The 23,101-nt window shown below is 62.2% G+C and carries 20 protein-coding genes; 12 read left to right on the top strand and 8 right to left on the bottom strand.

Features of this window, described 5'->3' with window-relative positions; translation table 11 throughout:
• The first annotated feature begins 32 nt into the window (after positions 1-32).
• Positions 33-1,709, top strand: coding sequence for a TraB/GumN family protein (locus GJR99_RS01370; protein WP_151108885.1), 1,677 nt, complete (start codon positions 33-35; stop codon positions 1,707-1,709).
• Positions 1,706-2,329, top strand: a complete 624-nt coding sequence (locus GJR99_RS01365) for a zinc metalloprotease (RefSeq protein ID WP_151108884.1) — start codon at positions 1,706-1,708, stop codon at positions 2,327-2,329. Before GJR99_RS01370 ends, GJR99_RS01365 begins: the two co-directional genes overlap by 4 nt.
• 247 nt (positions 2,330-2,576) lie before the next feature.
• Here GJR99_RS01365 and GJR99_RS01360 read toward each other — a convergent pair whose 3' ends face one another.
• On the bottom strand, positions 2,577-2,813 hold the full coding sequence (locus GJR99_RS01360) for a hypothetical protein (RefSeq protein ID WP_151108883.1): 237 nt from the start codon (positions 2,811-2,813) through the stop codon (positions 2,577-2,579).
• Between the two features lie 399 nt (positions 2,814-3,212).
• On the opposite strand from GJR99_RS01360, the gene purM reads away from it, so the two are divergent.
• A complete protein-coding gene (purM, locus tag GJR99_RS01355; protein ID WP_151108882.1) occupies positions 3,213-4,187 on the top strand; it encodes a phosphoribosylformylglycinamidine cyclo-ligase in 975 nt (324 codons plus the stop codon).
• Positions 4,188-4,229: 42 nt separating this feature from the next.
• Positions 4,230-5,528, top strand: coding sequence for a cytochrome P450 (locus GJR99_RS01350; protein ID WP_151108881.1), 1,299 nt, complete (start codon positions 4,230-4,232; stop codon positions 5,526-5,528).
• A 15-nt stretch (positions 5,529-5,543) separates the two neighbouring features.
• Here GJR99_RS01350 and GJR99_RS01345 read toward each other — a convergent pair whose 3' ends face one another.
• Together GJR99_RS01345 and GJR99_RS01340 are read right to left on the bottom strand one after the other, a co-directional pair.
• On the bottom strand, positions 5,544-6,083 hold the full coding sequence (locus GJR99_RS01345; protein WP_151108880.1) for a CBS domain-containing protein: 540 nt from the start codon (positions 6,081-6,083) through the stop codon (positions 5,544-5,546).
• A 42-nt stretch (positions 6,084-6,125) separates the two neighbouring features.
• Entirely contained in the window at positions 6,126-6,485 is a 360-nt protein-coding gene (locus GJR99_RS01340; RefSeq protein WP_151108879.1) for a DUF555 domain-containing protein, read from the bottom strand.
• Between the two features lie 360 nt (positions 6,486-6,845).
• Between GJR99_RS01340 and GJR99_RS17335 the strand changes: the two genes are divergently transcribed.
• The 3 genes from GJR99_RS17335 (at position 6,846) to GJR99_RS01330 (ending at position 8,132) form a co-directional block, all read left to right on the top strand.
• Entirely contained in the window at positions 6,846-7,019 is a 174-nt protein-coding gene (locus GJR99_RS17335) for a hypothetical protein (protein ID WP_191967050.1), read from the top strand.
• Between the two features lie 136 nt (positions 7,020-7,155).
• Positions 7,156-7,887, top strand: coding sequence for an archaeal proteasome endopeptidase complex subunit beta (psmB, locus tag GJR99_RS01335; protein ID WP_151108878.1), 732 nt, complete (start codon positions 7,156-7,158; stop codon positions 7,885-7,887).
• Between the two features lie 92 nt (positions 7,888-7,979).
• Entirely contained in the window at positions 7,980-8,132 is a 153-nt protein-coding gene (locus tag GJR99_RS01330) for a hypothetical protein (RefSeq protein ID WP_154325918.1), read from the top strand.
• Between the two features lie 34 nt (positions 8,133-8,166).
• Here the strand turns inward: GJR99_RS01330 and GJR99_RS01325 are convergent, their stop codons facing one another.
• Positions 8,167-9,696 carry a glutamate--cysteine ligase family protein gene (locus tag GJR99_RS01325; protein ID WP_151108877.1) on the bottom strand — a complete coding sequence of 510 codons (1,530 nt, stop codon included), beginning with the start codon at positions 9,694-9,696 and terminating at the stop codon, positions 8,167-8,169.
• Between the two features lie 118 nt (positions 9,697-9,814).
• Between GJR99_RS01325 and ligA the strand changes: the two genes are divergently transcribed.
• The 3 genes from ligA to GJR99_RS01310 all read left to right on the top strand — a co-directional run bounded on the left by ligA (position 9,815) and on the right by GJR99_RS01310 (position 13,296).
• The gene (gene ligA / locus GJR99_RS01320) at positions 9,815-11,572 is read left to right on the top strand and encodes an ATP-dependent DNA ligase LigA (protein WP_151108876.1); all 1,758 of its coding nucleotides are present in this window, start codon (positions 9,815-9,817) and stop codon (positions 11,570-11,572) included.
• An 87-nt stretch (positions 11,573-11,659) separates the two neighbouring features.
• Positions 11,660-12,370, top strand: a complete 711-nt coding sequence (locus GJR99_RS01315; protein WP_151108875.1) for an MBL fold metallo-hydrolase — start codon at positions 11,660-11,662, stop codon at positions 12,368-12,370.
• Between the two features lie 92 nt (positions 12,371-12,462).
• Positions 12,463-13,296: an alpha/beta fold hydrolase gene (locus GJR99_RS01310; protein ID WP_151108874.1), complete on the top strand. Its 834-nt coding sequence runs from the start codon at positions 12,463-12,465 to the stop codon at positions 13,294-13,296.
• Between the two features lie 49 nt (positions 13,297-13,345).
• Here GJR99_RS01310 and GJR99_RS01305 read toward each other — a convergent pair whose 3' ends face one another.
• The gene (locus tag GJR99_RS01305; protein WP_151108873.1) at positions 13,346-14,446 is read right to left on the bottom strand and encodes a DNA topoisomerase IV subunit A; all 1,101 of its coding nucleotides are present in this window, start codon (positions 14,444-14,446) and stop codon (positions 13,346-13,348) included.
• Positions 14,446-16,842 (bottom strand): DNA topoisomerase VI subunit B, encoded by a 2,397-nt coding sequence (locus tag GJR99_RS01300; protein WP_151108872.1) that lies wholly within the window; start codon positions 16,840-16,842, stop codon positions 14,446-14,448. The genes GJR99_RS01305 and GJR99_RS01300 overlap by 1 nt, the downstream gene beginning before the upstream one ends.
• Before the next feature lie 216 nt (positions 16,843-17,058).
• Here GJR99_RS01300 and gyrB point away from each other — a divergent pair, with 216 nt between their 5' ends.
• Together gyrB and gyrA are read left to right on the top strand one after the other, a co-directional pair.
• Positions 17,059-18,978, top strand: a complete 1,920-nt coding sequence (gyrB, locus tag GJR99_RS01295) for a DNA topoisomerase (ATP-hydrolyzing) subunit B (RefSeq protein ID WP_151108871.1) — start codon at positions 17,059-17,061, stop codon at positions 18,976-18,978.
• A gap of 1 nt (position 18,979) precedes the next feature.
• A complete protein-coding gene (gene gyrA, locus GJR99_RS01290) occupies positions 18,980-21,598 on the top strand; it encodes a DNA gyrase subunit A (RefSeq protein ID WP_151108870.1) in 2,619 nt (872 codons plus the stop codon).
• An 81-nt stretch (positions 21,599-21,679) separates the two neighbouring features.
• Here the strand turns inward: gyrA and GJR99_RS01285 are convergent, their stop codons facing one another.
• Together GJR99_RS01285 and rocF are read right to left on the bottom strand one after the other, a co-directional pair.
• Positions 21,680-22,150 carry an NUDIX domain-containing protein gene (locus GJR99_RS01285; RefSeq protein WP_151108869.1) on the bottom strand — a complete coding sequence of 157 codons (471 nt, stop codon included), beginning with the start codon at positions 22,148-22,150 and terminating at the stop codon, positions 21,680-21,682.
• Positions 22,150-23,049, bottom strand: a complete 900-nt coding sequence (rocF, locus tag GJR99_RS01280) for an arginase (RefSeq protein ID WP_151108868.1) — start codon at positions 23,047-23,049, stop codon at positions 22,150-22,152. Before rocF ends, GJR99_RS01285 begins: the two co-directional genes overlap by 1 nt.
• Between the last annotated feature and the right edge of the window lie 52 nt (positions 23,050-23,101).

The following is a 23,101-nucleotide window of genomic DNA, read 5'->3' as shown; positions in this document are numbered from 1 at the left end:
CGGATAAAAACCGTGGGCCGGTAAACCCGGCGATGAACGATTCGTCGCCCGGCGAGGGTCACGTCCACGTCGTCGGGACGGCCCACGTCTCGGCCGACAGCGTACGAGAGGTCGAAGAGACCGTCAAATCCGAACGCCCAGACGTTGTCGCGGTCGAACTCGACGAGGGTCGATACCGACAACTGAAAGGCGGCACCCCCGACGACATCGAAGCGCGCGACCTGCTTCGCGGGAACACCGTCTTCCAGTTTATCGCCTACTGGATGCTCTCGTACGTCCAGTCGAGACTCGGAGAGCAGTTCGACGTAAAGCCCGGTGCGGACATGCTCGCCGCCGTCGAGACGGCAGAAGAAGAAGGTCTCGACGTCGCACTCGTCGACCGTGACATCCAGACGACCATCCAGCGCTTCTGGCGTCGGATGGGGACACTCGAGAAGTTGCGCATGGTCGGTGACCTCGCGTTCGGTGTCGCCGACGCGCGCGGCGTCGGTGCCATCGCTGGAATCGCAGTCGGTGTCTTCCTCGGCCCGCTCGTCGGCCTCTACGGCGACGTGGTCGGTATCTCCGACGTCTTCTTGACTCGTGTTTCGACCGGTGCAATCGTCGGGGCTGCCGCCGCGTACCTCCTGTACACGATTGCGTCGTTCTCGCTCGATGGTGACGACGCACTCGTCGCGGGGTTGGGCGGAGGCGCTGCTATCGGTCTCGTCGGTGGCTTCGGACTCGGATACGGAACCGGCCTCGTCACGTCAGTTCTCGGCGGACTGGGGACGGCTATCGTCGGGAGTCTCGTCGTCGGAATCCTCGCCGGCGCGACCGTTGGCGTCGCCGTGGGGTCCGTCCTCAACGCAGTCGGCCTGTTTTCGCCTCCAGAAGGGACTGACGTCGAAGAGTTCGACATGGCCGACCTGACCGACGGCGACGTCGTGACCGCGATGATGGAAGAGTTCCGCCGGTTCAGTCCCGGTGGTGCAGAGGCACTCATCGACGAGCGCGACGCCTACATCGCTCACCAACTGGTCGCACTTCGACAGACCGGGCAGTCGGTCGTCGCCGTCGTCGGCGCGGGCCACAAAGCCGGTATCGAGAACTATCTCGAACACCCCGAGACGCTCCCGCCCATGGAGTCACTCGTCGGTGTCGCAGAGAAAGATGGCTTCCCGTGGGGGAAACTCGTCGGGTTCGGCATCACCGCAGTGTTCGTCGGTTTCTTCGTCCTCTTGGCGATGGCAGGCGTCGGAAACGAACGACTGCTGACCATCTTCGCCGCGTGGTTCCTCATCAACGGTGTCTTCGCGGCCGGTCTCGCGAAAGTCGCCGGCGCTCGGTGGACGTCCGCCCTCGTCGGTGGTCTCGTCGCGTGGATGACCTCTATCAACCCGCTTCTCGCGCCGGGGTGGTTCACCGGATACGTCGAGCTCCGACACACGCCGGTCAACGTCGGTGACATCGGGAAACTCAACAAGATTCTCTCCGACGAGGAGACGCCAATCGCCGAGCTCGTCGGCCAACTGTTCGACGTGCCGTTGTTCAAACTCATCATGGTCGTGGCGATGACGAACATCGGGAGCATCATCGCGAGTTTCCTCTTCGTCACGTACGTCCTCCCGGTCATCGCGGCAGACCTCGGCGGTGTCACCGGCGTCACGAACCTGATGCTCGAAGGCGCGACGAACAGCGCCGACCTCATCTGGAGGACGCTCACGTGAACATCTCCTTTTCCTCACGTGAGCTTCGTGACCTCGGCGTCGCCTGGCTCGCTCTCGGTGTGGCGTTTGCCATCTTCTTCGCCGGTGGCGGCCAGCGCGCTCTCGCGTCGCTCGCAAACGGGACGTTCGTCCTCGCACTCGTCGTGAGCCTTCTCACGGCGGGTGTCGGCTTCCTCCTCCACGAAGTCGCACACAAAGTCGTCGCAGTTCGGTTCGGACAGATCGCGGAGTTTCGCGCCGACTACGGGATGCTCGGTGTCGCCATCATGAGTGCTCTCGTCGGGTTCATCTTCGCCGCCCCCGGCGCAGTGTACCACCGAGGGATGCTCACGGACCGTGAACACGGTCTCATCGCACTCGCTGGGCCAGTAACGAACCTGCTTCTCCTCGTCGCGTTCGCGCCGCTGTTCGTCGCAGGCGTCGTCCTCGGGTCGGGCGTCCTCGAACTCATCGGTGCCCGCGGACTCGTCATCAACGCGTTCCTCGCGGCGTTCAACATGTTGCCGTTCGCCTCGCTCGACGGCCGAACGGTCAAAGCGTGGAGTACACCGGTCTTCGCCGGTGTGCTCGTGCTCTCGATTCTTCTGACGGCTGGGTTGCTCCTCTTCGTCGGGTTCTGAGCGTCTCGGTGGGCCGTCTCGGCCACACCGTCTCACGGATTCTCACACCGCACGTGAGGAACTCCGATAGAACTTGAGTCGACGAGAGATGGAGTTGGGACTGGAACTGGAGCTGGGACGAAGATGCCGTGAGAGAATCGACTGATACTGGTACTGTGATGAGACCGAATCGACGCACAGAGCGTCAGTGGGGGGACCGTGACGAAGCCGGTTCGGGCAGGGTGGGGCAGGTACGTGGGAGTTGCAGTCAGTCCTGGCCGTGACCACGGCCGAGGACCAGAGCAGTCGCGTGCAAGGCCAACAGTCCGACGAACAGGGGCAGGTTCGAAGCGGTCAGACCGTTAGCGAGCATGGGAAGGTACGCGAGAGGGAGGGCAACCGCCGACCAGAAGGCGACGGTTTCGAGCGGTTCGAACGCGAACCGACCGACTGCCGACGCGAGGTCGTTTGCGATCGAATCGGGGGTGGAGGGGATTCCGGACATCGTCACTCATCTGTACTACTGGGACCATCATATAACGGGCCGAGCGTTACGGTGAATTCGCTTGCTTTTCCAACTCTTTACCGGGGCAAAAAACCGGGTTAGGACCTCTTTGAAACCTTTTATAAACGGCTTAGAACGCACTAGACCATTCATAGACGGTTCTTAGACTTTTTACCCAAATATGTCAACAATCATCTACTACTGCCGATTTTGCGGTGGGAAGTCGGGTCGACGACACCGGTTTGGGGCGCGGTGTGAACACGGCGGCACTAGTTCGACATCGCGACAAGCGTCGAGACAGTGGGCTCACCGTCGAACGACCGAAAACCTGCAAGTATGCGAGAACGTGTGTCATCTGGACCCTGTGATTTTATATTTCGGCCTATCTCGTACACGAACATGACGAAAGACGACTCCGAGGGAATGACCTACGCCGACGCCGGTGTCGATATCGAGGCGAGTGAGGCCGCAACCGCAGCGCTCGTCGCACAGGTCGGTGGCGGGTCGGGCGATTACGCCGGTCTCCTCGACATCGGTGACCGGTATCTCGGACTCGCGACCGACGGCGTCGGAACGAAACTCCTCGTCGCGGAGGCGCTCTCCGACTACTCGACGGTCGGTATCGACTGTATCGCGATGAACGCAAACGACCTCGTCGCCGCGGGTGTGCGCCCGGTCGCGTTCGTAGACTACCTCGCAGTCGACGCGCCGGACGAAACCTTCGCCGAACAGGTTGGACAGGGACTCGCGGCGGGTGCCGAGGAAGCAGACATCGAACTCGTCGGCGGTGAAACCGCCGTCATGCCCGAGGTCATCAACGGACTCGACCTCGCCGGAACCTGTGCTGGACTCGCGAAGAAAGACGCAATCTTCCCCGGCGAGGCAGAACCGGGAGACGTGCTCGTCGGATTCCCCTCGTCGGGTATCCACTCGAACGGACTGACACTCGCCCGGAAGGCCGCGACGTCCGACGGCGACTACGACGACGAGTGGGAGGGCGAAGAGTACGAGACAGTCGGGCAGGCCCTCCTCGAACCGACGCGAATCTACACCTACCTCCTCGACGACCTCCGCGCTGCAGAGACCAACGCGGCGGCCCACGTGACAGGTGGCGGGTGGACCAACCTCGAACGGATGGGTGAGTTCCGCTACGTCGTCGACGACGCGTTCGACCCGCAGGCAGTCTTCGAGTTCATCCAGGAACGTGGCGGCGTCTCCGACGAGGAGATGCACAAGACGTTCAACATGGGCACCGGGTTCGTCGCCGCCGTCCCCGAGGAGAACGCCGAGGCACTCGTCGACGCGACCGACGGCCGCATCGTCGGCCACGTCGAATCCGGAGCGGGCGTTTCGATTCGCGGCCTCGAACTGTAACGAAACGAACCATTCATCACGGCCGTTCTTCGTAGTCGTACTGTGACACGACGACCACCGACGCCCGATGGACTACCCGTCTTCGGGCACACCATCGGGTTCGCGGCCGACCCGTTCGGGTTCGTTGCCGACCTCTTGGCAGACCACGGCGTCGACGACGCCGTCGGTCTCGACGTACTGGGGATGGACGAGTTGTACGTTCTCGCACACCCGGACCACTTCGAACGAGCGCTGGTCAGCGACCGAGACGCCATGAGAAAGGGAGACGAGTTTTCGGCGGCCTTTGGCGACGCGGTCACTGCCGCCGAAGGAGAGGAGTGGCGAAACCAACGAACAGCGCTCGACCCATTCTTCCGCTGGGACCGAGTCGACACGTACGCGACCGAAATCAGCGAACAAGTCGAGCGGCGTCTGGGTGAGTGGCCAGACTCCGGAACGGTCTCACTCGAATCTCAGATGAAAGACCTCACACTCGACGTCATCTTCGCGACGATTCTCGGGCGCGAACTCGAACTCGGTGGCGACGACCGAGTACGGAGTGCCGCCGACGGCCTCAACGGACGGTTCGCCCCGGCGTCGTGGGTGCTTCCGGAGTGGGTTCCGACGCCGAATCGACGACGATTCGAACGGGCCGACGACCTTCTTCGCGAAACGGTTAGAGACCTCGTCGAAACAGCGAACGAAGGGAGTCTCGCGTCCAGACTCGCCGACGCGTTAGGGAGCGAGTACCCACAGACCGTCGAATCGATGGAGAACCAACTCATCGGGATGATATTTGCCGGCCACGAGACGACAGCGCTGGCGCTCACCTACACGTTGTATCTGTTGGCGACGCACCCAGAGATATGCGAGACAGCCACCGCCGAGGTCGACGACGTGGTCGACGGTGGTCCGGTGACTGCTGAAGAACTCGACCGACTCTCGACACTCGAACGAGTACTCAAAGAGTCACTTCGACTGTACCCACCCGTCCACACGATTCCTCGTGAAACGGCCGAACCATTCTCGGCCGGGGCGCGAACGATTCCCCCAGGGACAGACGTCCATCTGTCGATTATCCACGTCCATCGCGACGAGCGTTGGTACGACGACCCGCTCACGTTCCGACCAGCGCGCTGGGCCGAAGACAGTGACCGGCCCACCTACGCGTACATCCCCTTTGGTGCAGGACCACGGAGTTGTCTGGGACGGTCGTTCGCGCTCACCGAAGCAAAAATCGTTCTCGCGACGGTCCTCCGGGAGTTCGAACTCGAGTGGGGTAGTGACGAGCCACTCGAAATCACACCCGAGATGACGACCCAACCGGACGGAGCGACTCCCCTCGTCGTCCGCCGTCGATAGCGCAGTCTGGCGTCGTTAGATGTGTGCAGCGATGTCCGCTTCCGTGATGATACCGACCGTCTCGCCGCCTTCGACGACGAGAATCGCGGAGTTGTGGTCGAGGTAGACGCCAACTTCGTCGAGCGTCGTCTCCGGTTCGACCGTCGTGATACTCTCGGACATCACTTCGTTGACGGGGCGCTCTGCGACGTTGTCTTCCTGAACGTGCCGGATGTCTGCGTTCGAGATAATGCCGAGTGGCCGGCCGTTTTCGATGACTGGCAACTGCGAGAAGCCCGCGTCGAGCATCATGTCGCGCGCTTCGAGGACGGAGTTGTCGGGAGCGACGCTCCGAACGTTCGTGTTCATGATGTCTTCTGCGCGGACGATGCGGCCCTCTGCTTCGTCGAGTGCTTCGACGATGCGTCGGAGCGTCGAGAGACGCGGGTCTACGTCTCCACCCTCGATGCGGGCGATGAGTGGTTGGGAGACACCAGCCATATCTGCCAGTTTACTTTGCGTCAGTTCCAGTGATTTGCGCCGTTCTCGGAGGTCCTGCGGCGTGGGGAGTTCCATGCCGAAGGATAACCCAGGGTTATGAAAAAAGGTTCTGGTCGTTCAGGCGTCTTCGTCGGATTCGAACTCCCTGATGTCGATGACGTCGAGTGGGACGTCACGGAGTGCGCCGCCGACTTCGCTCTTTGCGATGCGCGAGGCGTGTTTCTCGCCGTCTGCGTTGAAAATCTTGATTTCGAGGAGCAGTCCGACGAGTGCCGTGTTGGCCGCGATGAACGCGGAGTCGAACGGTTCGCCACAGGCCGGACACGGCGTTGCGCCGACTTCGACTTCGACGTACTCTTTGTCTTTTTCGTTGAGTCGCTTGCCGGCCTCGCTGACGGCGACGCCAATGGCGTCGTCGATGTCCTCGACGTCCCGTACTAACCAGGCCGCCTCCATCGCGACGAGATAGTTGCTCATACAGTCGTTACGTGCCGGTGGGGTTTCGTGTCTTGTGGTTCGCGCGGGCCAGTGGTAGAGAGTTACACCCGTGGTCGTTCTCTCGTGTTCGCAGACGGGTCGATTTCTGCCACCGTCACCCGACAGTGACACTCCAGAAATCGAGCGCGAGCGCGCACCTCCTGCGCATGCAACCCATATTATCCACATAACTTATGGGAATTGTCCAGAGTCATCACGCACTACCCACGTGGAGTAGTCGTACGTATTGGACATTGTACAAGTCCAGTTGAATTGGCAGACGGCGTCGGGGCGGTATTTCACCCAGGTGGGAAAGTTTATAACCAGGCATCGCTCGACACCCAACTGAGGACAACGGTAATGATCCACCGCTTGAAGAAGAACGTCCTGCTAGCCGCCTACCAGCTGTCAGTGGCAACTGGCATCGCTATGTTGCCGATTGCACTCGCTGCCCGCCGGATGGGCGTGACCCTCCCAATCCACCGTCTCATCGAGACGACCGGAAACGCATACGAACGCGCTGCGACCCGCTAACCTGGGTCATACGCCACTTTTTGACGGACTCGCCCTCCCGGAGCGACTGCGCCGATGACGGGCGTCAGACACCGCAACACCGGCAATGGACAGGTGAAGGGTTGCATTTATCAGCGCCGAAGTGCAATCGCAGATAATGCGTACCCCGACTCACGACGAGTTCTCTGGCCGTCTCGACTCGCTCACCGGCGACCACTCGAACGTGTTCGGCCCCGAACTCGGCGAGTTCCCACACGCCGAGCGACGCGCCGAATCACTCGGTGACAAAGAGACGAAGACCGGAACCACGACGGTCGGTATCAAAACCGACGAAGGCGTCGTCCTCGCGACCGACATGCGCGCAAGCATGGGCTACATGGTCTCTTCGAAGGACGTCCAGAAGGTCGAAGAGATTCACCCGACGGGTGCACTGACCATCGCCGGGTCCGTCTCGGCGGCCCAGTCGCTCATCAGTTCCCTGCGCGCGGAAGTTCGCCTCTACGAGGCCCGCCGCGGCGAAGACATGAGCATGAAGGCCCTCTCGACGCTCGTGGGCAACTTCCTCCGCTCGGGCGGTTTCTACATCGTCCAGCCCATCCTCGGCGGCGTCGACGAAGAAGGCGGCCACATCTACAGCATCGACCCCGCAGGCTCCGTCCTCGAAGAGGAGTACACCGTCACTGGCTCCGGCAGTCAGTACGCCCTCGGTGTCCTCGAGCGTGAGTACAAAGACGGCCTGACGGTCGACGAAGCAAAGCAGGTCGCGACGAACGCCATCCGCGCGGCAGTCGAGCGTGACCTCGCGTCGGGTAACGGTATCAACCTCGCCGTCGTCACCGAAGACGGCGTCGACATCCAGCGCCACCAGAACTTCGAAGGCCTCGAATAAGGCACCTCTCGGTTTCTCTCCGCTTTCTGTGACCGGTACCTGCAGGACTCCTTCAGAGTCCAGTTTATGCTCTCCGACCACGAACCCCGTTCGTGCTTGGATTGAGATTCTTCGCTTGCGTCCGGTGCGACACCGTCTACGCGCACCCCGAGACCCAGACACAGTGCGACAGTTGCGACTCCGGAACACTCGAAGAGATTACGCACACGATGTACGACGACGCGTACTTCGCACCCGTCGAGTAGCCGAAACGTGTGAGGGGTGGGTCTCTCCGCCGCCTCAGAACCAGTCTGCGAACTCGCCTTCGAGGAGCGTCTCTGACTGCTGTTCGACGTATTCACGCTGCATCTGTTGGAGTGCCGTCTCGAAGTCAGCACCAGCATCGAGGGCCTCCCGAACCCGTTCGCGCTTCCAGTCGGCGGGGGTCACACCGGTCTCGACGCGCTGCCGGAGGGGTTCGAGGTAGTAGTTCGCCTCTTGTTCGGTACAGCCAGCGACTCGCAGACCGTCACGGGCGTGGACGAGGAGGTCTTCGTAGAGTTCCGCACCCGACACCTCGTCGCCGTCGATATCGACCCACGCGATGTCGCCGTGGGGGCCCTCGCGCATCGCCGTGTAGAAGTTCTCGTTCGCAGTGGACCAGTCGAGGTCGATGACTGGGTGGTCCTGCCGCGGGAGTCGTTCCATCAGACCCGCGAAGGCCGCTTGGAACGCGACGGAGTCGCGGACGGTCGGTTGGCCGGCGATTGGGCGGAACTCGATTCGTGCGTTGGCAGACGACCGACTCGCGCCGTCGAAGACCGGACGGACCCACCGCCAGTAGGTGCCGTGTTTCCGGCGAAGCGTGGCGAACTGGTCGTCGAATCGGTCACCGCGTCCGACAGACATCGGCACCATCGTCGAGTCGGTGACGACGCGTTCGACGGCGTCTTCGACCGTGTCGAGGTCCTCGGGGAACGTCACCTTCTCGTGGTCACCGGAGTTGAGGACCGACTCGAAGACGGCGATTCGGTGTTCGTCCCACCCGTCGTCGAGTATCTCCGTCGGCGTCGCGTCGTCGTCGTAGAGGTCCGCCGGGAAGAACGGCGAGTTGACGCCGAGCGCGAGGAGTGGCCCGGCGACACGGAGGGCGTAGTTGAAGAAGTGTGGGAGGTCTTCGGCCTGCGGCACCTGGTAGTGCGGTTGAATCGACGTGATGAGTGCCTCGGGCATCACCGTGTCCGCTTCGAGAGAGACGTGTGGGGCCTCGAGAGTAAACGACGGTGGCGCAGTCGGCCCGTTCGCCATCGCGTGATAGCGAACGGAGTCGCTCATGTTCGTCGCGAGGCGGACGCCGTCGTCTCTGATGGAGTCTGTGAGATACTCACCGGCCGTCTCGCCTGCCGGAGGAATCGTCCACATCCCGTCCGAGACGAGGCGTATCCCCTCGGCGGCGGCACAATCGAGCGCCGCTTCGAGACGGGCGCGAACCTCGGATTCCTGTGCGCGGAGCCCGTGCGGGTTCAACGGTTGCGGACTCGTCGTCATCTCGGCGTTGTGGAGACCCAACTCCTTCTCGAATCCCATGAGTCCGAGCATCCGACGGGGCACCCGCATGAGCGCGTGGACGTCGTCTTCGCTCGCGGACCACCGGCCGTCCGAGACGGCGTAGAACTCGTACTCCAGTCCGACGATAGACTGGTGGTTGTCGAAGGTACCCTCACGCAGTTCGCGCTTGAGTACCTCGGCGTCGGCTTTCGCCTGTGCTTCGAACTCGGCCGCGTCGACCGCGAGCACGTCTTCGACGCGCTCTGCGAGGTCGTCGCTCATACACGCCGTTCGAGCGTCGAGACCCTTGAACGTCCCGGCAGAGCGGCCGTTCGACAGCGAATCACACCCCCGACGACTGTCGAACCGCTTTTGCCTCGGGCGGGGAAATGCACGCTCGATGCAGTTCGACGAGTTCGCCGCCCGCGCCGCCGAGATAGAATCAGAGAGCGCCGACCTCGCCGTCGTCTCGCTCCTCGCGGCCCTGTTTCGCGACTCGGGCGACGACCTCTCGACGGTCGCTCGATTCGTCCAAGGACGTGTCTTCCCGGCGTGGGACTCGACCACGCTCGACATCGGCCCTCGCCTCTGCCACGAGGCGATTGCCCGTGCCGCTGGGACGAACGTCTCTGCCGCCGACGTCGAAGACCGACTCGCAGACCTCGGAGAAATCGGGGCCGTCGCCGAGAGTTACGATTTCGGCGGCCAGCGAGGGCTCGCTGCCTTCGGAAACGGCGGCCAAGACGGCCTGACGGTCACCGAAGTCGATTCGGAACTTCGGTCGGTCGCCGCCGCTTCCGGGTCGGGGAGCGAAGAGACGAAGCTCAAGACGCTCTACGGCCTGTTCAACCGAACCGACCCCGAGGAAGCGAGATTCCTCGCGCGACTCGTCCTCTCAGAGATGCGCATCGGCGTCGGCGAAGGGAGCGTCCGTGACGCAATCGCAGAAGCGTTCCTCGTGTCACCCGAAGACGCGGCCGCAATCCGCGACGACGACGTCGACTCCAAAACCGAAGCGGCGGCCCGTGAACGCCGTGACGACGCGATTGCAAGCGTCGCTCGCGCCCTGCAGGTCTCGAACGACTACGGGATGGTCGCAGCAGTCACCCGCGACGAGGGTGAGTCGGGTCTCGACGAGGTCCGACTCGAAGTCGGCCGACCGGTTCAAGCCATGCTCGCACAGGCAGGCACCGCCGCCGACGCGCTCGACGAGTGGGGCACTGCGGCGGTCGAGACGAAGTTCGACGGTGCTCGTGTCCAAGTCCATCACGACGAATCGGGCGACGTGTCGCTCTTTTCGCGCAATATGGAGGACGTGACGGGTGCGCTTCCCGAAGTCGTCGAGTTCGTCGAAGAGACAGTCGCGGTGCCAGTCATTCTGGACGGCGAAGTCGTCGCGATGGACGACGACGGTGAACCACTCCCGTTCCAGGAGATTCTCAGGCGATTCCGCCGAAAACACGACGTGGGTCGGATGCGCGAGGAAGTTCGCGTCGAGCTTCGGGCGTTCGACTGTCTCCACGCCGATGGCGACGACCTGTTGACCGAACCCCTCACCACGCGCCACGACCGACTGTCGTCTCTCCTCGGTCAGGACTCAGACGCCGTCTCCGACGTACTCCTCTCCGACGACGCCGACGAAATCGCCGCATACGAGGCCGATGTCCTCGACGCTGGCCACGAGGGAATCATGCTGAAAAACCCAGTTGCGCCGTACTCACCCGGCGACCGCGGAAAGAACTGGCTGAAACGCAAACCGGACGTCGAGACCCTCGACCTCGTCGTCACCGGCGCGGAGTGGGGCGAAGGCCGGCGAGCGAAGTTCCTCGGCACGTTCCTGCTTTCGGCCCGTGTCGAAGACCAGTCCGGAAGCGACGGGTTCGAGACCATCGGCAAAGTTGCCACGGGAATCACCGACGACCAACTCGTCGAACTCACCGACCTGCTCGAACCCGAAATCGAGCGCGAATCCGGCCAAGAGGTCGACGTTCGGCCCTCGGTGGTCTTCGAAGTTGGCTACGAGGAGATTCAGCAGTCGCCGACCTACTCTTCGGGGTACGCACTTCGGTTCCCACGGTTCGTCTCGGTCCGCGAAGACAAGACTGCCGAGACGGCCGACACGCTCGAACGCGTGGAGCGATTGGCTGCGTCACAGTAGGTAGACGGGTCGTCCACTGCTGGACGTAACGAGCAACTATGGCTCGCAGTAGTCGCGTTTTTCATCCGGTAGGCCCACCTGTCGACTATGAGCATCAAACACGACGGACTCTCGGTCTCGTGGCTCGGCTACGCGACGGTTCGCATCGAGTCACCCGACGGCTTCGTCGTCTACTTCGACCCCGGACGGTACGGCGTCCTCGACGACTACTACGCCCGCGACGGCGACCTGATTTTGGTCACCCACGACCACCACTACGACTCGGACGCAATCGAGCAGGTGGCCGACCAGGACGCCACCGTCGTCGCGTTCGAGGGTGTCGACGCCGCGAACATCGACCGAGACGTAACACCGGTCGAAGACCTCCCGTACGAGACGGTTCGCGTCGGTGAGGAGGACTTCCTGACGGTCGGTGAGGCGGACGTGTGGACGCTCCCTGCGTTCAACGAGCCTGACGGACCGCACGTTCGAGAGAACGGTGAACCCCACCACCCGCGCGGCCTGGGGTGTGCCTACCACATCTCCATCGGTGACCGGACAGTCTTCTGGCCCGGCGATTCGGACGCACTGGAAGGCTTCGAACACCTCGAAGTGTCGCTGTTCCTCGCCAACATCGGCGGGACCGTCGTGATGGACCGCCACGAGGCCGCCGAGTTGGCCGAGACGCTGGACCCCGACCTCGTGCTCCCGATTCACTACGACACGATTCCCCTCCTCGAAGCAGACGAGGACGCGTTCGTCGTCGACGTCGCACGGCGCGGTATCCCAGTCGTCATCGACGACCCAACCCAGGTCTGAGGCCACGACGCCGGTCTCGACGCTCCGGTTTCTCTCCGCAGAAGCTGTAAACAGACAGAACGGTTTTGCCACACCGAACCGTCTATCGAGACATGGACCTCGACTACGGCATGCTCGGTGGCAACCGACCCTACTACCGGTTCGGTGACACCGACGGTGACCCGCTATTGGTCGTTCCCGGCCTCTCCGACGCCTTCCAACGTGGTGCCCCCAAACGAAGTACGGCGATGATGCTCACGGGACTCTTCCCCGAGTTCGCCGACAGAGACGTCTGGGTCGTCGGCCGCCGCCGCCACATCCCCGTCGGTTCTTCGACTCGTGACATGGCCGCTGGGTACGCGACAGTTATCGACGAGCAAGAGCTGTGGCCCGTAGACGTCGTCGGCGTGTCGATGGGTGGCCTCATCGCCCAGTATCTCGCCGCCGACTATGCAGACTACGTCGGGTCCGTCGCCATCGTCTCCGCAGGGTCTCGACTCGGGGGACACGGAGAGAACGTCATCAAACAGTGGCGAAACTGGGCGGGGAAAGGAAAGTGGACCGACGTACTCGCAGACACCGTCCGCGAGGCAGCGACTGGCGCCGGCCAGACAGTCGTTCCCCCTCTCGTCGAATTCGCAGGACGGTTCACCGATTTACGGCCGGCAGTTCCCGCTGACGTCGTCGTCTCTTGTACGGCGTGTCTCGAACACGACAGTCGAGACGTTCTGGGCGACATCTCTACACCGACGCTCGTCGCCGCAGGCGACGCAGACCGACTGTTCCCCGAACCCAGACTCCGCGAACTGAAAGACGGCATCGACGACTCGACGCTAGCGCTGTTCAGGGGCGTCGGCCACGACCTGATGACCGAAGAAACGAAACCACTCAACGGTATCGTCAGACGCTACCTCGAGGGGTTCCGCGGCGACGGTCTCTACCCGTAAGCCGAAAAAGCAGGCCGTTCCAGTAAGCCGAAAAAGCAGGCCGTTCCCGTTAGATGACGCCCATCTCGTCGAGGCGCGTCGGGAGGTACTCGTCGGTCACGAAGTCCAGTCCACGGGCCGCGAGCGCCTGCTGTTCTGCCTTCTTCCCGATGTCGAGTTGGAGTTCGATCTGTTCTTCCCAGTAGTCGGTCATGAAGCGCGGGTCTTCGAGTTCCGACTGGAGGGCGTTGATGTCCGAATCCGCGAGTGGGTCGGTCGGCAGGTCGTAATCGACGATGTCCTGGGGTTGGATACCGACGAATCGGGCCTCGGGCGTGGCGAGGTACTCCGAGAGGTGGGCAGATTTGATAGACCCGTACGCGACAGAGCCAAAGATGCGGTAGGACCACGGGTCACCGTCTGTGAAGACCACGACGGGCAGGTCGAGTTCGTCGTGGAGTCGCTTGGTGATACGACGGGTCGCACGGGCAGGTTGGCCCTTCAAGTGGACGATGAGTGCGTTGTAGTCCTCGTCGAATCCGTTTTCGATGAGGCGGTCACGCATACCACCGGTCTCGACACACATCACGAAGTCGATGTCGTGTTCGAGGAACTCGATGGTGTCCGGGTTGTTCGGAATCTGGTAGCCACCTTCGCCGACGTCGCCCTGGCAGTGAATCTCGCGTTCGCCACGGCGGGTCTGCTCGCGAATCTTCAACGGACCCATGAGCGTCGCACCCGACTCTTCGGGCCGCATGTGGAGGTCCTCGCGAGTGACGTTCGAGACGATTTCGAGGTCCTCTACCAACTGGTTCGACTCGTCTTGGTCCGAGAAGTGGGCTTCCTGGGCGTCCCACGACTCAGAGAGGTAGTAGAGTTCACGAAGGGTGGACGAGCGGTCTTCGTCGAGTTGGCGGGCGAGGAACTCGATGGTGTACGTGGCTTTCAGCAGTTTCCGCGCGCCGCGGACACTGTTTGCCGACCGCGTCGAGGTTCGGTCGCCGTAGACCCAGACGTGAGAGTCTTCGTCGTATTCGATGTTGCTCTTCGTCCGCGTCGGCAGTTTCATCTCGGGAATCTCTCCCCGGTCGAACTGGTCGTAGAACTCCGCTGCGAGGTCGATAAGCCGTTCGCGGGCGATCTCCTCGGATGTCTTCGAATCGGATGCCATTATGCGTTCACCGTGAGTTTCTCTGCTTCGACGCCGTCGACGTTGATGTCGAACGACGCGTCCTCTGCAATCGTGTACGTGAGCGTCACCGTGTCGCCGGGCGACACCTCGGGGTTCCACTTGACGAACCACTCGCCGTCTAAGTCGACCACGGTCGCGTCACCGTTGAGGCCCTGCGGTTCGGCCGTCACGATATCCGTGATGTCGGGCGACTCGATGGTGCTGGAGTAGTTTTTCACCGTCAGCGTCACCGTGTCGTCGTCGACGTCGCGGTCGACACTGACGTTGTTCATGATACGAGCGAGCGCACCTTCGATGTTGGGTTCGTCGCGGCCCGTAACCTCCGAGAGTTTCGTCGCCATCTGCGGGAGGATGCGGCCGAGGACGTCCTGTTTCTTGCGGCGCTTCTGGAGCGACCGGCGCTTCGAGAGGTAGGATTTGAGTTCGCGGGCCGCCTCACGAATCGCGAGTTCGACTTCGTCTTGAATCGCCGGAACGTCGGCGAGTGCGTCTTTCGACTCGCTCGTGAAGGGGACGTTCGTCGAAGCCACGTGGACCATGAGGACGGCGGGGCCGTTCGGCATCCCGCTTCCGCCCGGTTGGTCGAGGCCGTAGTTCCGCCAGCCAATGTCCTTGACGACGTGTGTGATGGTACACGCACCCTGCTGGTAGACCAGTGGGACGCGATTGGCGAATCGGAGCAGGTCGATACTTCCCTCGGCTTTGAGTTCGCCACCGTAGGCGATGCCCGCTTCGACGATGAAGGGGTCGCCGCCGTGGACTTCGGCGTCGCGGGTGGCCGCGGCGAAGAAGTCGGCGTCGAACTCCTTTTTCAGGCCTTCCTCGACGAGTTCTGCGGTGATGGGCGACAGACAATCTGTCGGCGGTGCGAGGATGTCCGCCTCGCGCATGCCTTCGAGGAGGTCGCGTGCGATGTCGCGGTCACCTGCGATTTCCCGGACTTTCGGCACGTCGTCGGGGACGGTTCGCATCCGCGACCACAGCGCGTCGATAATCTTCTCTTGTGCCGTCTCGCCGTAGGTCTCGTCTTCGCGTTCTTTGGTCCGCTCGGCCGCCCAGACGACGAACTCCGTGACGTCGTCGTGGGATGTGCGGTCTTTCGGTCCTGTGGTCTCGGCGAACTGTGTCGCGATAGACCGGGAGATAGAGACTTTGCCGGCGTCGCTCTTCTTCGTCGTCGTCACGTCGTCGACGATGGCGTAGATATCGCTCTCACGGTCTTCCGTGAGGACGGGCCAGACTGCCTCGACGACGTTCTCCTGGACGGTGTCTCCGAAGGAGGTGTCCGTCTCTTCACCGACCGATTCGGCCACGTTGCCGACTATCTGTTCGAGTTCGCTGTGGGCGATTCTGTCCTTGCCCGTGACGATATCGACGAGTTCCTCGGCGAACGCCGCGGTCGGTCCTTTGCCCTTGTTGGCGACGGCGTCTTCGACGACGGCAACGAGTTCCTCGGCCTCGTGGGACGCGGGCGTCTTCCACGTCATCTCGCGGCCGAAGTGCCGGTCGCGGAACGAGTCGATAATCTTCGAGGACGTCTTCGCGCCGACGCGGGTGAACTCCTCTTGGAGGAATCCGGAGACCGAGTACGACTCCGTCGCGCTGAGCATCTTCAGGAGCGTCCCGAGTTCCACACCGTGTGGGTGCGGGCGAATCTCGCTCGTCTGTTGGGGGAGTTGGTCGGTCGCCCGCTCGAACTTCATCGGTTCGTCGAGGCCGGGTTCCCGGAGTTCGAAGCGCGCGTGCGGGTTCACGACTGCCGTATGGAGGATATAGTCGTGAAGTTGCTGGCGAGCACGCATGTTCGCCTCCATCTCCAACTCGATTCGCGTGCCGTGGGGGCGGTCCCACGACGTCGTCTTCGACGTGCGAATCTCGGGTTCGTTCTTGTCCGTGTCGATGACGAGTTCGAAGTACTCGGCGTCCGCAGAGCCTTGGGTCCGACTCGTAATCTTCGCCGGTTTTCCGCTGGTCAGTTGTGAGTAGAGAACTGCTGCAGAGATACCGATACCCTGCTGACCACGGGACTGTTCGCGTGCGTGGAACCGAGAACCGTAGAGGAGTTTCCCGAACACTTTGGGCACCTGTTCTTTCGTGATGCCCGGCCCGTTGTCTTCGATGACGAGGCGATAGTAGTCGCGCACCTCGCTGATTTCAACGTAGATATCGGGTTGGATACCCGCTTCTTCCGTTGCGTCGAGTGCGTTGTCCACTGCCTCTTTGACGGCAGTGACCAACCCACGGGCTCCGCTGTCGAAGCCCAGCATGTGCTTGTTCTTTTCGAAGAACTCGGCGATGGAGATCTCTCGCTGGCCCTTTGCCAACTCCTCTGCGATCCCCTCGTCTTCGCCGAGCGTCGACTGGAACGACGTCATTTCCTGTGCCGCATCTACCAATTCCCGCGTTAAGTACTCTCCGGCAACGGAGTGAAAGTGAACGTGGCCGGATGCAGTGCGTCTCGATTCGGTCCACGCAGAGGGCGAATCGGACGGAGTCGAGGCGTCAGATGACACTCAAAGCGACATTCCTGTAAGTAGTTTGCGCCCGCGCGTGCGAGGCTTTAAGGGACGGGCTATCCTAGGCCAGTTCAGATGTCACAGGATAACGAGTACGGGGCCGGGCAGATTCAGGTCCTCGAAGGGCTCGAAGCCGTTCGGAAGCGTCCGGCGATGTACATCGGGTCCACCGATTCTCGCGGACTCCATCACCTCGTCTACGAAGTCGTCGATAACTCCATCGACGAAGCACTCGCGGGGTATTGCGACGCTATCGAAGTGACCCTTCACGAAGACGGGTCAGTGAGCGTCTCGGACAACGGCCGTGGTATCCCGGTGGATACACACGAACAGTACGACCGACCTGCCCTGGAAGTCATCATGACTATCCTCCACGCTGGCGGGAAGTTCGACAACAAATCGTACCAGGTCTCTGGGGGTCTCCACGGCGTCGGTGTCTCCGTCGTCAACGCGCTCTCGAAGGAACTGGAAGTCGAGGTCAAGCGCGACGGCGCACTCTGGCGACACCGTTTCGAACTCGGGGAACCGCTTCCCGACGAGTTCACACGCGTCCGAGACCTCGAACCGGGCGAAGATACCGGGACAGTCATCCGATTCTGGCCCGACGGCGATATCTTCGAGACGGACGAGTTCGAATTCAAGACGCTCGAAAACCGTCTGCGCGAACTCGCCTTCCTCAACTCTGGTGTCGAAATCACGCTCACCGACGAGCGCACCGAGCAGTCGAGTACGTTCCTCTTCGAGGGTGGTATTCGCGAGTTCGTCGAGTATCTAGACGAGACGAAGACGTCACTCCACGACGACGTCATCTACTACGAAGACGAGTCGGATGGCATCGCCGTCGAAATCGCCATGCAGGCGACCGACGAACTGCAAGGGTCTGTCCACGCGTTCGCCAACAACATCAACACGCGCGAAGGCGGGACGCACCTCACCGGGTTCAAGACGGCACTGACCCGTGTCGTCAACGATTACGCCAACTCCGAGGGCATGCTCTCGGACCTCGACGGCGAGAACCTCCGCGGCGAAGACGTTCGAGAGGGCCTCACTGCCGTCATCTCCATCAAACACCCCGACCCGCAGTTCGAGGGGCAGACGAAGACGAAACTCGGCAACTCCGAAGTTCGCGGTATCGTCGAGAGCGTCACCCACGAGAAACTCGGCACCTACTTCGAGGAGAATCCGAACGTCGCACAGGCCATCATCTCGAAAGCAGTCGAGGCCGCACGCGCTCGGAAAGCAGCGAAGCAGGCAGAAGAACTCACCCGACGCAAATCTGCGCTCGAATCCACTGCGCTCCCCGGCAAACTCGCAGACTGCCAGACGCGCGACCCAGCGGAATCCGAGTTGTTCGTCGTCGAGGGTGACTCCGCAGGCGGGTCGGCCAAACAGGGCCGTGACCGCAAGTTCCAGGCGATTCTCCCACTGCGCGGGAAGATTCTGAACGTCGAGAAACACCGTCTCGACCGCATCCTCCAGAACAACGAAGTTCGCGCGCTCATCACCGCCATCGGTGCCGGCATCGGTGACGAGTTCGACATCGAAGACGCGCGGTACAACCGCATCATCCTGATGACCGACGCTGACGTCGACGGAGCACACATTCGGACGTTGCTCCTCACTCTGCTCTACCGGCACATGCGCCCACTCATCGAAGCAGGCTACGTCTACGCGGCCCAACCGCCGCTCTACCGCGTCCGCTACCGTGGCAACACCTACGACGCGATGAACGAAGAAGAGCGAGACCGCATCATCGAAGAGAAATGTAACGGCAACCCCACGCAGGTCCAGCGGTTCAAAGGGCTCGGTGAGATGAACCCCGACCAACTGTGGGAGACGACGATGAAGCCCGAGAACCGCGTCCTCAAGCGCATCACTATCGAGGACGCCGCGGCGGCCGACCGAATGTTTAACATCCTGATGGGCGACGCCGTCGAACCACGAAAAGAGTTCATCAAGGAACACGCGACCGAAGCCGAGTGGGTAGACATCTAATATGAGTTCTGACGCACCTGATTCCTTCGAACCCGGCGCGGGCATCGCGGCGGAGATTAGAAACGCTCGCATCGAAGACGAGATGGAGCAGTCGTACATCGACTACGCGATGTCGGTCATCGCGGGTCGTGCGCTCCCGGACGTTCGCGACGGCCTAAAACCCGTCCACCGGCGCATCCTCTATGCGATGCACCAAGCGGGCGTCACCTCCAACTCCTCACACCGAAAGTCCTCGTCCATCGTGGGCGAGACGATGGGTGACTACCACCCACACGGCGACTCTGCAATCTACGACACGCTCGCACGCATGGCGCAGGATTTCTCCATGCGCTATCCCCTCGTCGACGGCCAGGGGAACTTCGGGTCTGTCGACGGCGACCCGCCGGCCGCCATGCGGTACACGGAAGCGCGGATGTCCTCTATCGCCGAGGAACTCCTCGCCGATATCGACAAAGACACCGTCGACTTCCAGTCGAACTACGACGACCGCAAACAGGAACCGACGGTCCTCCCGTCGTCGTTCCCGAACCTGCTCGTCAACGGGTCGTCCGGTATCGCCGTCGGGATGTCGACGAACATCCCGCCACACAATCTCGGTGAAGTCATCGACGCGACCGTCGAACTCATCGAAGACCCCGACGCCACCGTCGCCGACCTGATGGAACACGTCAAGGGTCCAGACTTCCCGACTGGTGCCAACATCGTCGGCCGCAACGCGGTTCACAAGGCGTACAAGACGGGTCGCGGACGCGTCCGTGTCCGCGCCGACTACACCGTCGAAGAAGAGGAAGGCCGCATCATCATCAACGAACTCCCGTATCAGGAGAACAAGGCCCGCCTCATCGAGCGCATCGCCGACGACGTCAACGCCGGTAAAATCGAGGGTATCCGCGACATCCGCGACGAATCCGACCGAGACGGCATCCGCGTCGTCATCGAACTCAAGCGCGGCGCGATTGCAGAAGTCGTCAAGAACCAACTGCTCGATAACCACCTCGAATCCACGTTCGGCGTCATCAACCTCGCCCTCGTGGACGGCCAACCGCGAGTCCTCACGCTGAAGGAGACGCTCCAGCACTACCTCGACCACCGCCGTGACGTGGTGCGCCGGCGCTCCGAGTACGAACTCGCCGAGGCCGAAGACCGAGCACACATCCTCGAAGGCCGCCTGAAAGCGCTCGACAACATCGACGACGTCGTCGAGACGATTCGGAACTCTGAGAGTCGTGACGACGCGAAGGCCGCCCTCCGCGGCGAGGTCGTCGTCGAAGTCGACGGCGAACCGCTGCCCACCTTCGACTTCTCCGAAGACCAGGCCAACCACATCGTCTCGATGCAACTCGGTTCGCTCACCTCGATGGAGGCGGCCGAAATCGAAGACGAGTACGAGGACGTCCAGGCGACCATCGAACGCCTCGAAACTATCCTCGGCGACGCGGAGGAACTCGACGCAGTCATCGAGTCCGAACTCCTCGACATCAAAGACGAGTACGCCGACGACCGGCGGACGTCGTTCGTCGCCAACACTGGCGAAGTCACGCGTGCGGACCTCATCCCCGAAGAGGACGTCGTCGTCGTCGTCAGCGAAGACGACTACATCAAGCGCATGCCCGTCTCGCGCTTCCGCGCCCAGCACCGCGGTGGAAAGGGCATCATCGGGACTGACCTGAAAGAAGGCGATAGAGTGTCGTCGGTGTTCGTCACGAACACCCACGACGACCTGTTGTGTTTCACCAACCACGGACAGGTCTACCAACTCAAAGCCTACCAGGTGCCGGAGATGTCTCGGACTGCCCGCGGGAAGTCCGCGGTCAACCTGCTCGACTTCGACGACGGTGAAGAGATTACCGCCGTCGTCAACTGCGACGACATAGAGGAGGTCGACGGCTACCTGACGATGGTGACCCGCAGTGGGTACATCAAGCGCACCAACATCGACGAGTTCCAGAACATCCTCTCGACGGGTATCATCGCCACCAAACTCGACGACGGCGACGAACTCGCCGACGTGGAAGTCACCCACGGTGGCCACGACCTGGTCATCGGCACCGAACAGGGGATGTCTATCCGCTTCGACGAAGACGAAGTCAGGGCGATGGGTCGCTCGGCCCGCGGTGTTCGCGGCATCAAACTCACGGGCGACGACAGAGTCGCCGGTGTCGCCGCAATCGACGAAGAACACCACAGTTGGATTCTGACCGTCACCGAAAACGGCTACGGTAAGCGCACGGACCTCGACAGGTACCGCCCGCAGTCGCGTAACGGAAAGGGCCTCATCGACATCAAGACGAACGAACGAAACGGCCCCGTCTGTGCCATCAACACCGTCGGCGAAGGCGACCACCTCGTCGTCATGTCCGACGACGGCCAAATCGTCCGCACCCCCGTCGAAGATATCTCGACGGTCGGGCGCAACACGATGGGCGTCATCGTCATGGACCTCGACGCGGGCGACACCGTCGCCTCCGTCGACGTGATTCCGCCGACGATGACGACCGAAGACGAAGAACTCGAAGACGAAGTGGCGTCAGACGCCGACGAACTGGACGAACTGGCGGAGACGAACGACTCCGGCGACGCGGCCGACGCAGACGACTCAGACGGCCCAGCCGAGGAATAACGACTCTTCCGACGCTGTACGCTGTTTTCTTGCAAAAATGAAACGGACGGCCCTAAATCGATTCGAGGGGTTCTACAGAGCTTACTCGTCGACGTGTGACGGTTCGTTCGTCAGGTCGTACGTGTAGTGTCTCGGTTTGCGGTCTTCGAGCCAATCACGGAGTGGTTCGACCCGTGGGCGATACGTGAACGTCCGTCCGAGTTCCGACAGGGGGATGAACGCCGCGTCCTCGATTTCGTCGTCCGGGTCGCTCGGCGTCGGCGTCGCCTCCGGACTGACGGCAGTCGCGTGATAGAATCGCTGCAGGTAGATACGTCTGTCAGGGCCGCGAATCTCACTCGTGAACGCGAGTGACTGAATGTCGACGTCGATTCCGGTCTCTTCTGCTGCCTCGCGGGCGGCCGTCTCGTAGAAGAACTCCCCAGGTTCGGACCCACCTTTCGGGAGTCCCCAACGGTCTTTCTCGTAGACGGCGAGGATGCCGTCGTCACGTATGACGACGACACCGGCGGCCAAGTCGTGCGGGGCCGGGGCGTCTCTCGGGGCAGCCATCAGAGGATACGCTTCCCGAAAGCGCTGGCGGCGAGTTCGGTCGCGAGCGCTGCAGTCTCGTTGTGCTGGTCGAGGATGGGGTTGACCTCCACGAGTTCCATCGAGCGCATCGCGCCCGATTCGGCGACGAGTTCCATCGCGGCGTGCGCCTCACGATAAGTTGCGCCACCGCGGACAGGGGTCCCCACACCGGGTGCTTCTCTGGGGTCCAACCAGTCGAGGTCGAGGCTGACGTGGATGCCGTCGGTTCCGCTCGTCGCCACGTCGAGTGCCTCCTGCGTTATCTCGGTGATGCCGTGTTCGTCGATGTCGGACATCGTGTAGGCAGTGACGTCGCTGGCGTGAATCGCCGCCGTCTCGTTTACGTCGACGTCGCGGAGGCCGACGATAGCGACGTTTTCTTCTCTCAGACCCGCGGCGTTCGCCCACTCGACACCCTCGAAGTCACCGATACCGAGTGCTGCGGCGAGGGGCATCCCGTGAACGTTTCCAGACGGCGACGTACCGGGCGTGTTGAAGTCGCCGTGGGCGTCGAACCAGACGACGCCGATGTCGGCGTCTCGGGCGCTCCCGACCATCGACCCGATGGCGATAGAGTGGTCGCCACCGAGCGCGAGCGGTGTCGCTCCTTCAGCAATCGTCGACGAGACGGCGTCAGCGAGCGCCGTACAGACTTCTTCGACCTCGTGGATATGCTTCGCGTTGTCCGCACCGGCGTCGGCGTCGCGGGTCGCGTGGTGTGGGACGCGCAGGTCGCCTGCGTCTTCCGGCCTGACACCAGCATCCTCGAGTTGTGACGTGAGTCCCGCATATCGAATCGCAGACGGGCCCATATCCACGCCACGTCGATTCGCACCGTAGTCCGTCGGTGCGCCGAGAATTCGAACGTTCCGTTCCATGGTGAATCCACTCAGTCGGGGTGTTTAGTGGCATCGGAATACTCAGCATCGT

Origin of the sequence: Haloferax marinum (assembly GCF_009674625.1) — an archaeon.
GTDB classification, from domain to species: Archaea; Halobacteriota; Halobacteria; order Halobacteriales; family Haloferacaceae; genus Haloferax; species Haloferax marinum.
The sequence above is the reverse complement of the archived record's forward strand: the minus strand, read 5'-3'. Positions and strand labels throughout refer to the sequence as shown.

What these genes read in the sequence shown, in the direction of transcription:
- GJR99_RS01370 (WP_151108885.1), top strand. Translation starts at nt 33, where the DNA reads ATGAACGATTCGTCGCCCGGCGAGGGTCACGTCCACGTCGTCGGGACG.
- GJR99_RS01360 (WP_151108883.1), bottom strand. Translation starts at nt 2,813, where the DNA reads ATGTCCGGAATCCCCTCCACCCCCGATTCGATCGCAAACGACCTCGCG.
- purM (WP_151108882.1), top strand. Translation starts at nt 3,213, where the DNA reads ATGACGAAAGACGACTCCGAGGGAATGACCTACGCCGACGCCGGTGTC.
- GJR99_RS01345 (WP_151108880.1), bottom strand. Translation starts at nt 6,083, where the DNA reads ATGGAACTCCCCACGCCGCAGGACCTCCGAGAACGGCGCAAATCACTG.
- GJR99_RS01340 (WP_151108879.1), bottom strand. Translation starts at nt 6,485, where the DNA reads ATGAGCAACTATCTCGTCGCGATGGAGGCGGCCTGGTTAGTACGGGAC.
- GJR99_RS17335 (WP_191967050.1), top strand. Translation starts at nt 6,846, where the DNA reads ATGATCCACCGCTTGAAGAAGAACGTCCTGCTAGCCGCCTACCAGCTG.
- psmB (WP_151108878.1), top strand. Translation starts at nt 7,156, where the DNA reads ATGCGTACCCCGACTCACGACGAGTTCTCTGGCCGTCTCGACTCGCTC.
- GJR99_RS01325 (WP_151108877.1), bottom strand. Translation starts at nt 9,696, where the DNA reads ATGAGCGACGACCTCGCAGAGCGCGTCGAAGACGTGCTCGCGGTCGAC.
- ligA (WP_151108876.1), top strand. Translation starts at nt 9,815, where the DNA reads ATGCAGTTCGACGAGTTCGCCGCCCGCGCCGCCGAGATAGAATCAGAG.
- GJR99_RS01315 (WP_151108875.1), top strand. Translation starts at nt 11,660, where the DNA reads ATGAGCATCAAACACGACGGACTCTCGGTCTCGTGGCTCGGCTACGCG.
- GJR99_RS01310 (WP_151108874.1), top strand. Translation starts at nt 12,463, where the DNA reads ATGGACCTCGACTACGGCATGCTCGGTGGCAACCGACCCTACTACCGG.
- GJR99_RS01305 (WP_151108873.1), bottom strand. Translation starts at nt 14,446, where the DNA reads ATGGCATCCGATTCGAAGACATCCGAGGAGATCGCCCGCGAACGGCTT.
- GJR99_RS01300 (WP_151108872.1), bottom strand. Translation starts at nt 16,842, where the DNA reads ATGACGTCGTTCCAGTCGACGCTCGGCGAAGACGAGGGGATCGCAGAG.
- gyrB (WP_151108871.1), top strand. Translation starts at nt 17,059, where the DNA reads ATGTCACAGGATAACGAGTACGGGGCCGGGCAGATTCAGGTCCTCGAA.
- gyrA (WP_151108870.1), top strand. Translation starts at nt 18,980, where the DNA reads ATGAGTTCTGACGCACCTGATTCCTTCGAACCCGGCGCGGGCATCGCG.
- GJR99_RS01285 (WP_151108869.1), bottom strand. Translation starts at nt 22,150, where the DNA reads ATGGCTGCCCCGAGAGACGCCCCGGCCCCGCACGACTTGGCCGCCGGT.
- rocF (WP_151108868.1), bottom strand. Translation starts at nt 23,049, where the DNA reads ATGGAACGGAACGTTCGAATTCTCGGCGCACCGACGGACTACGGTGCG.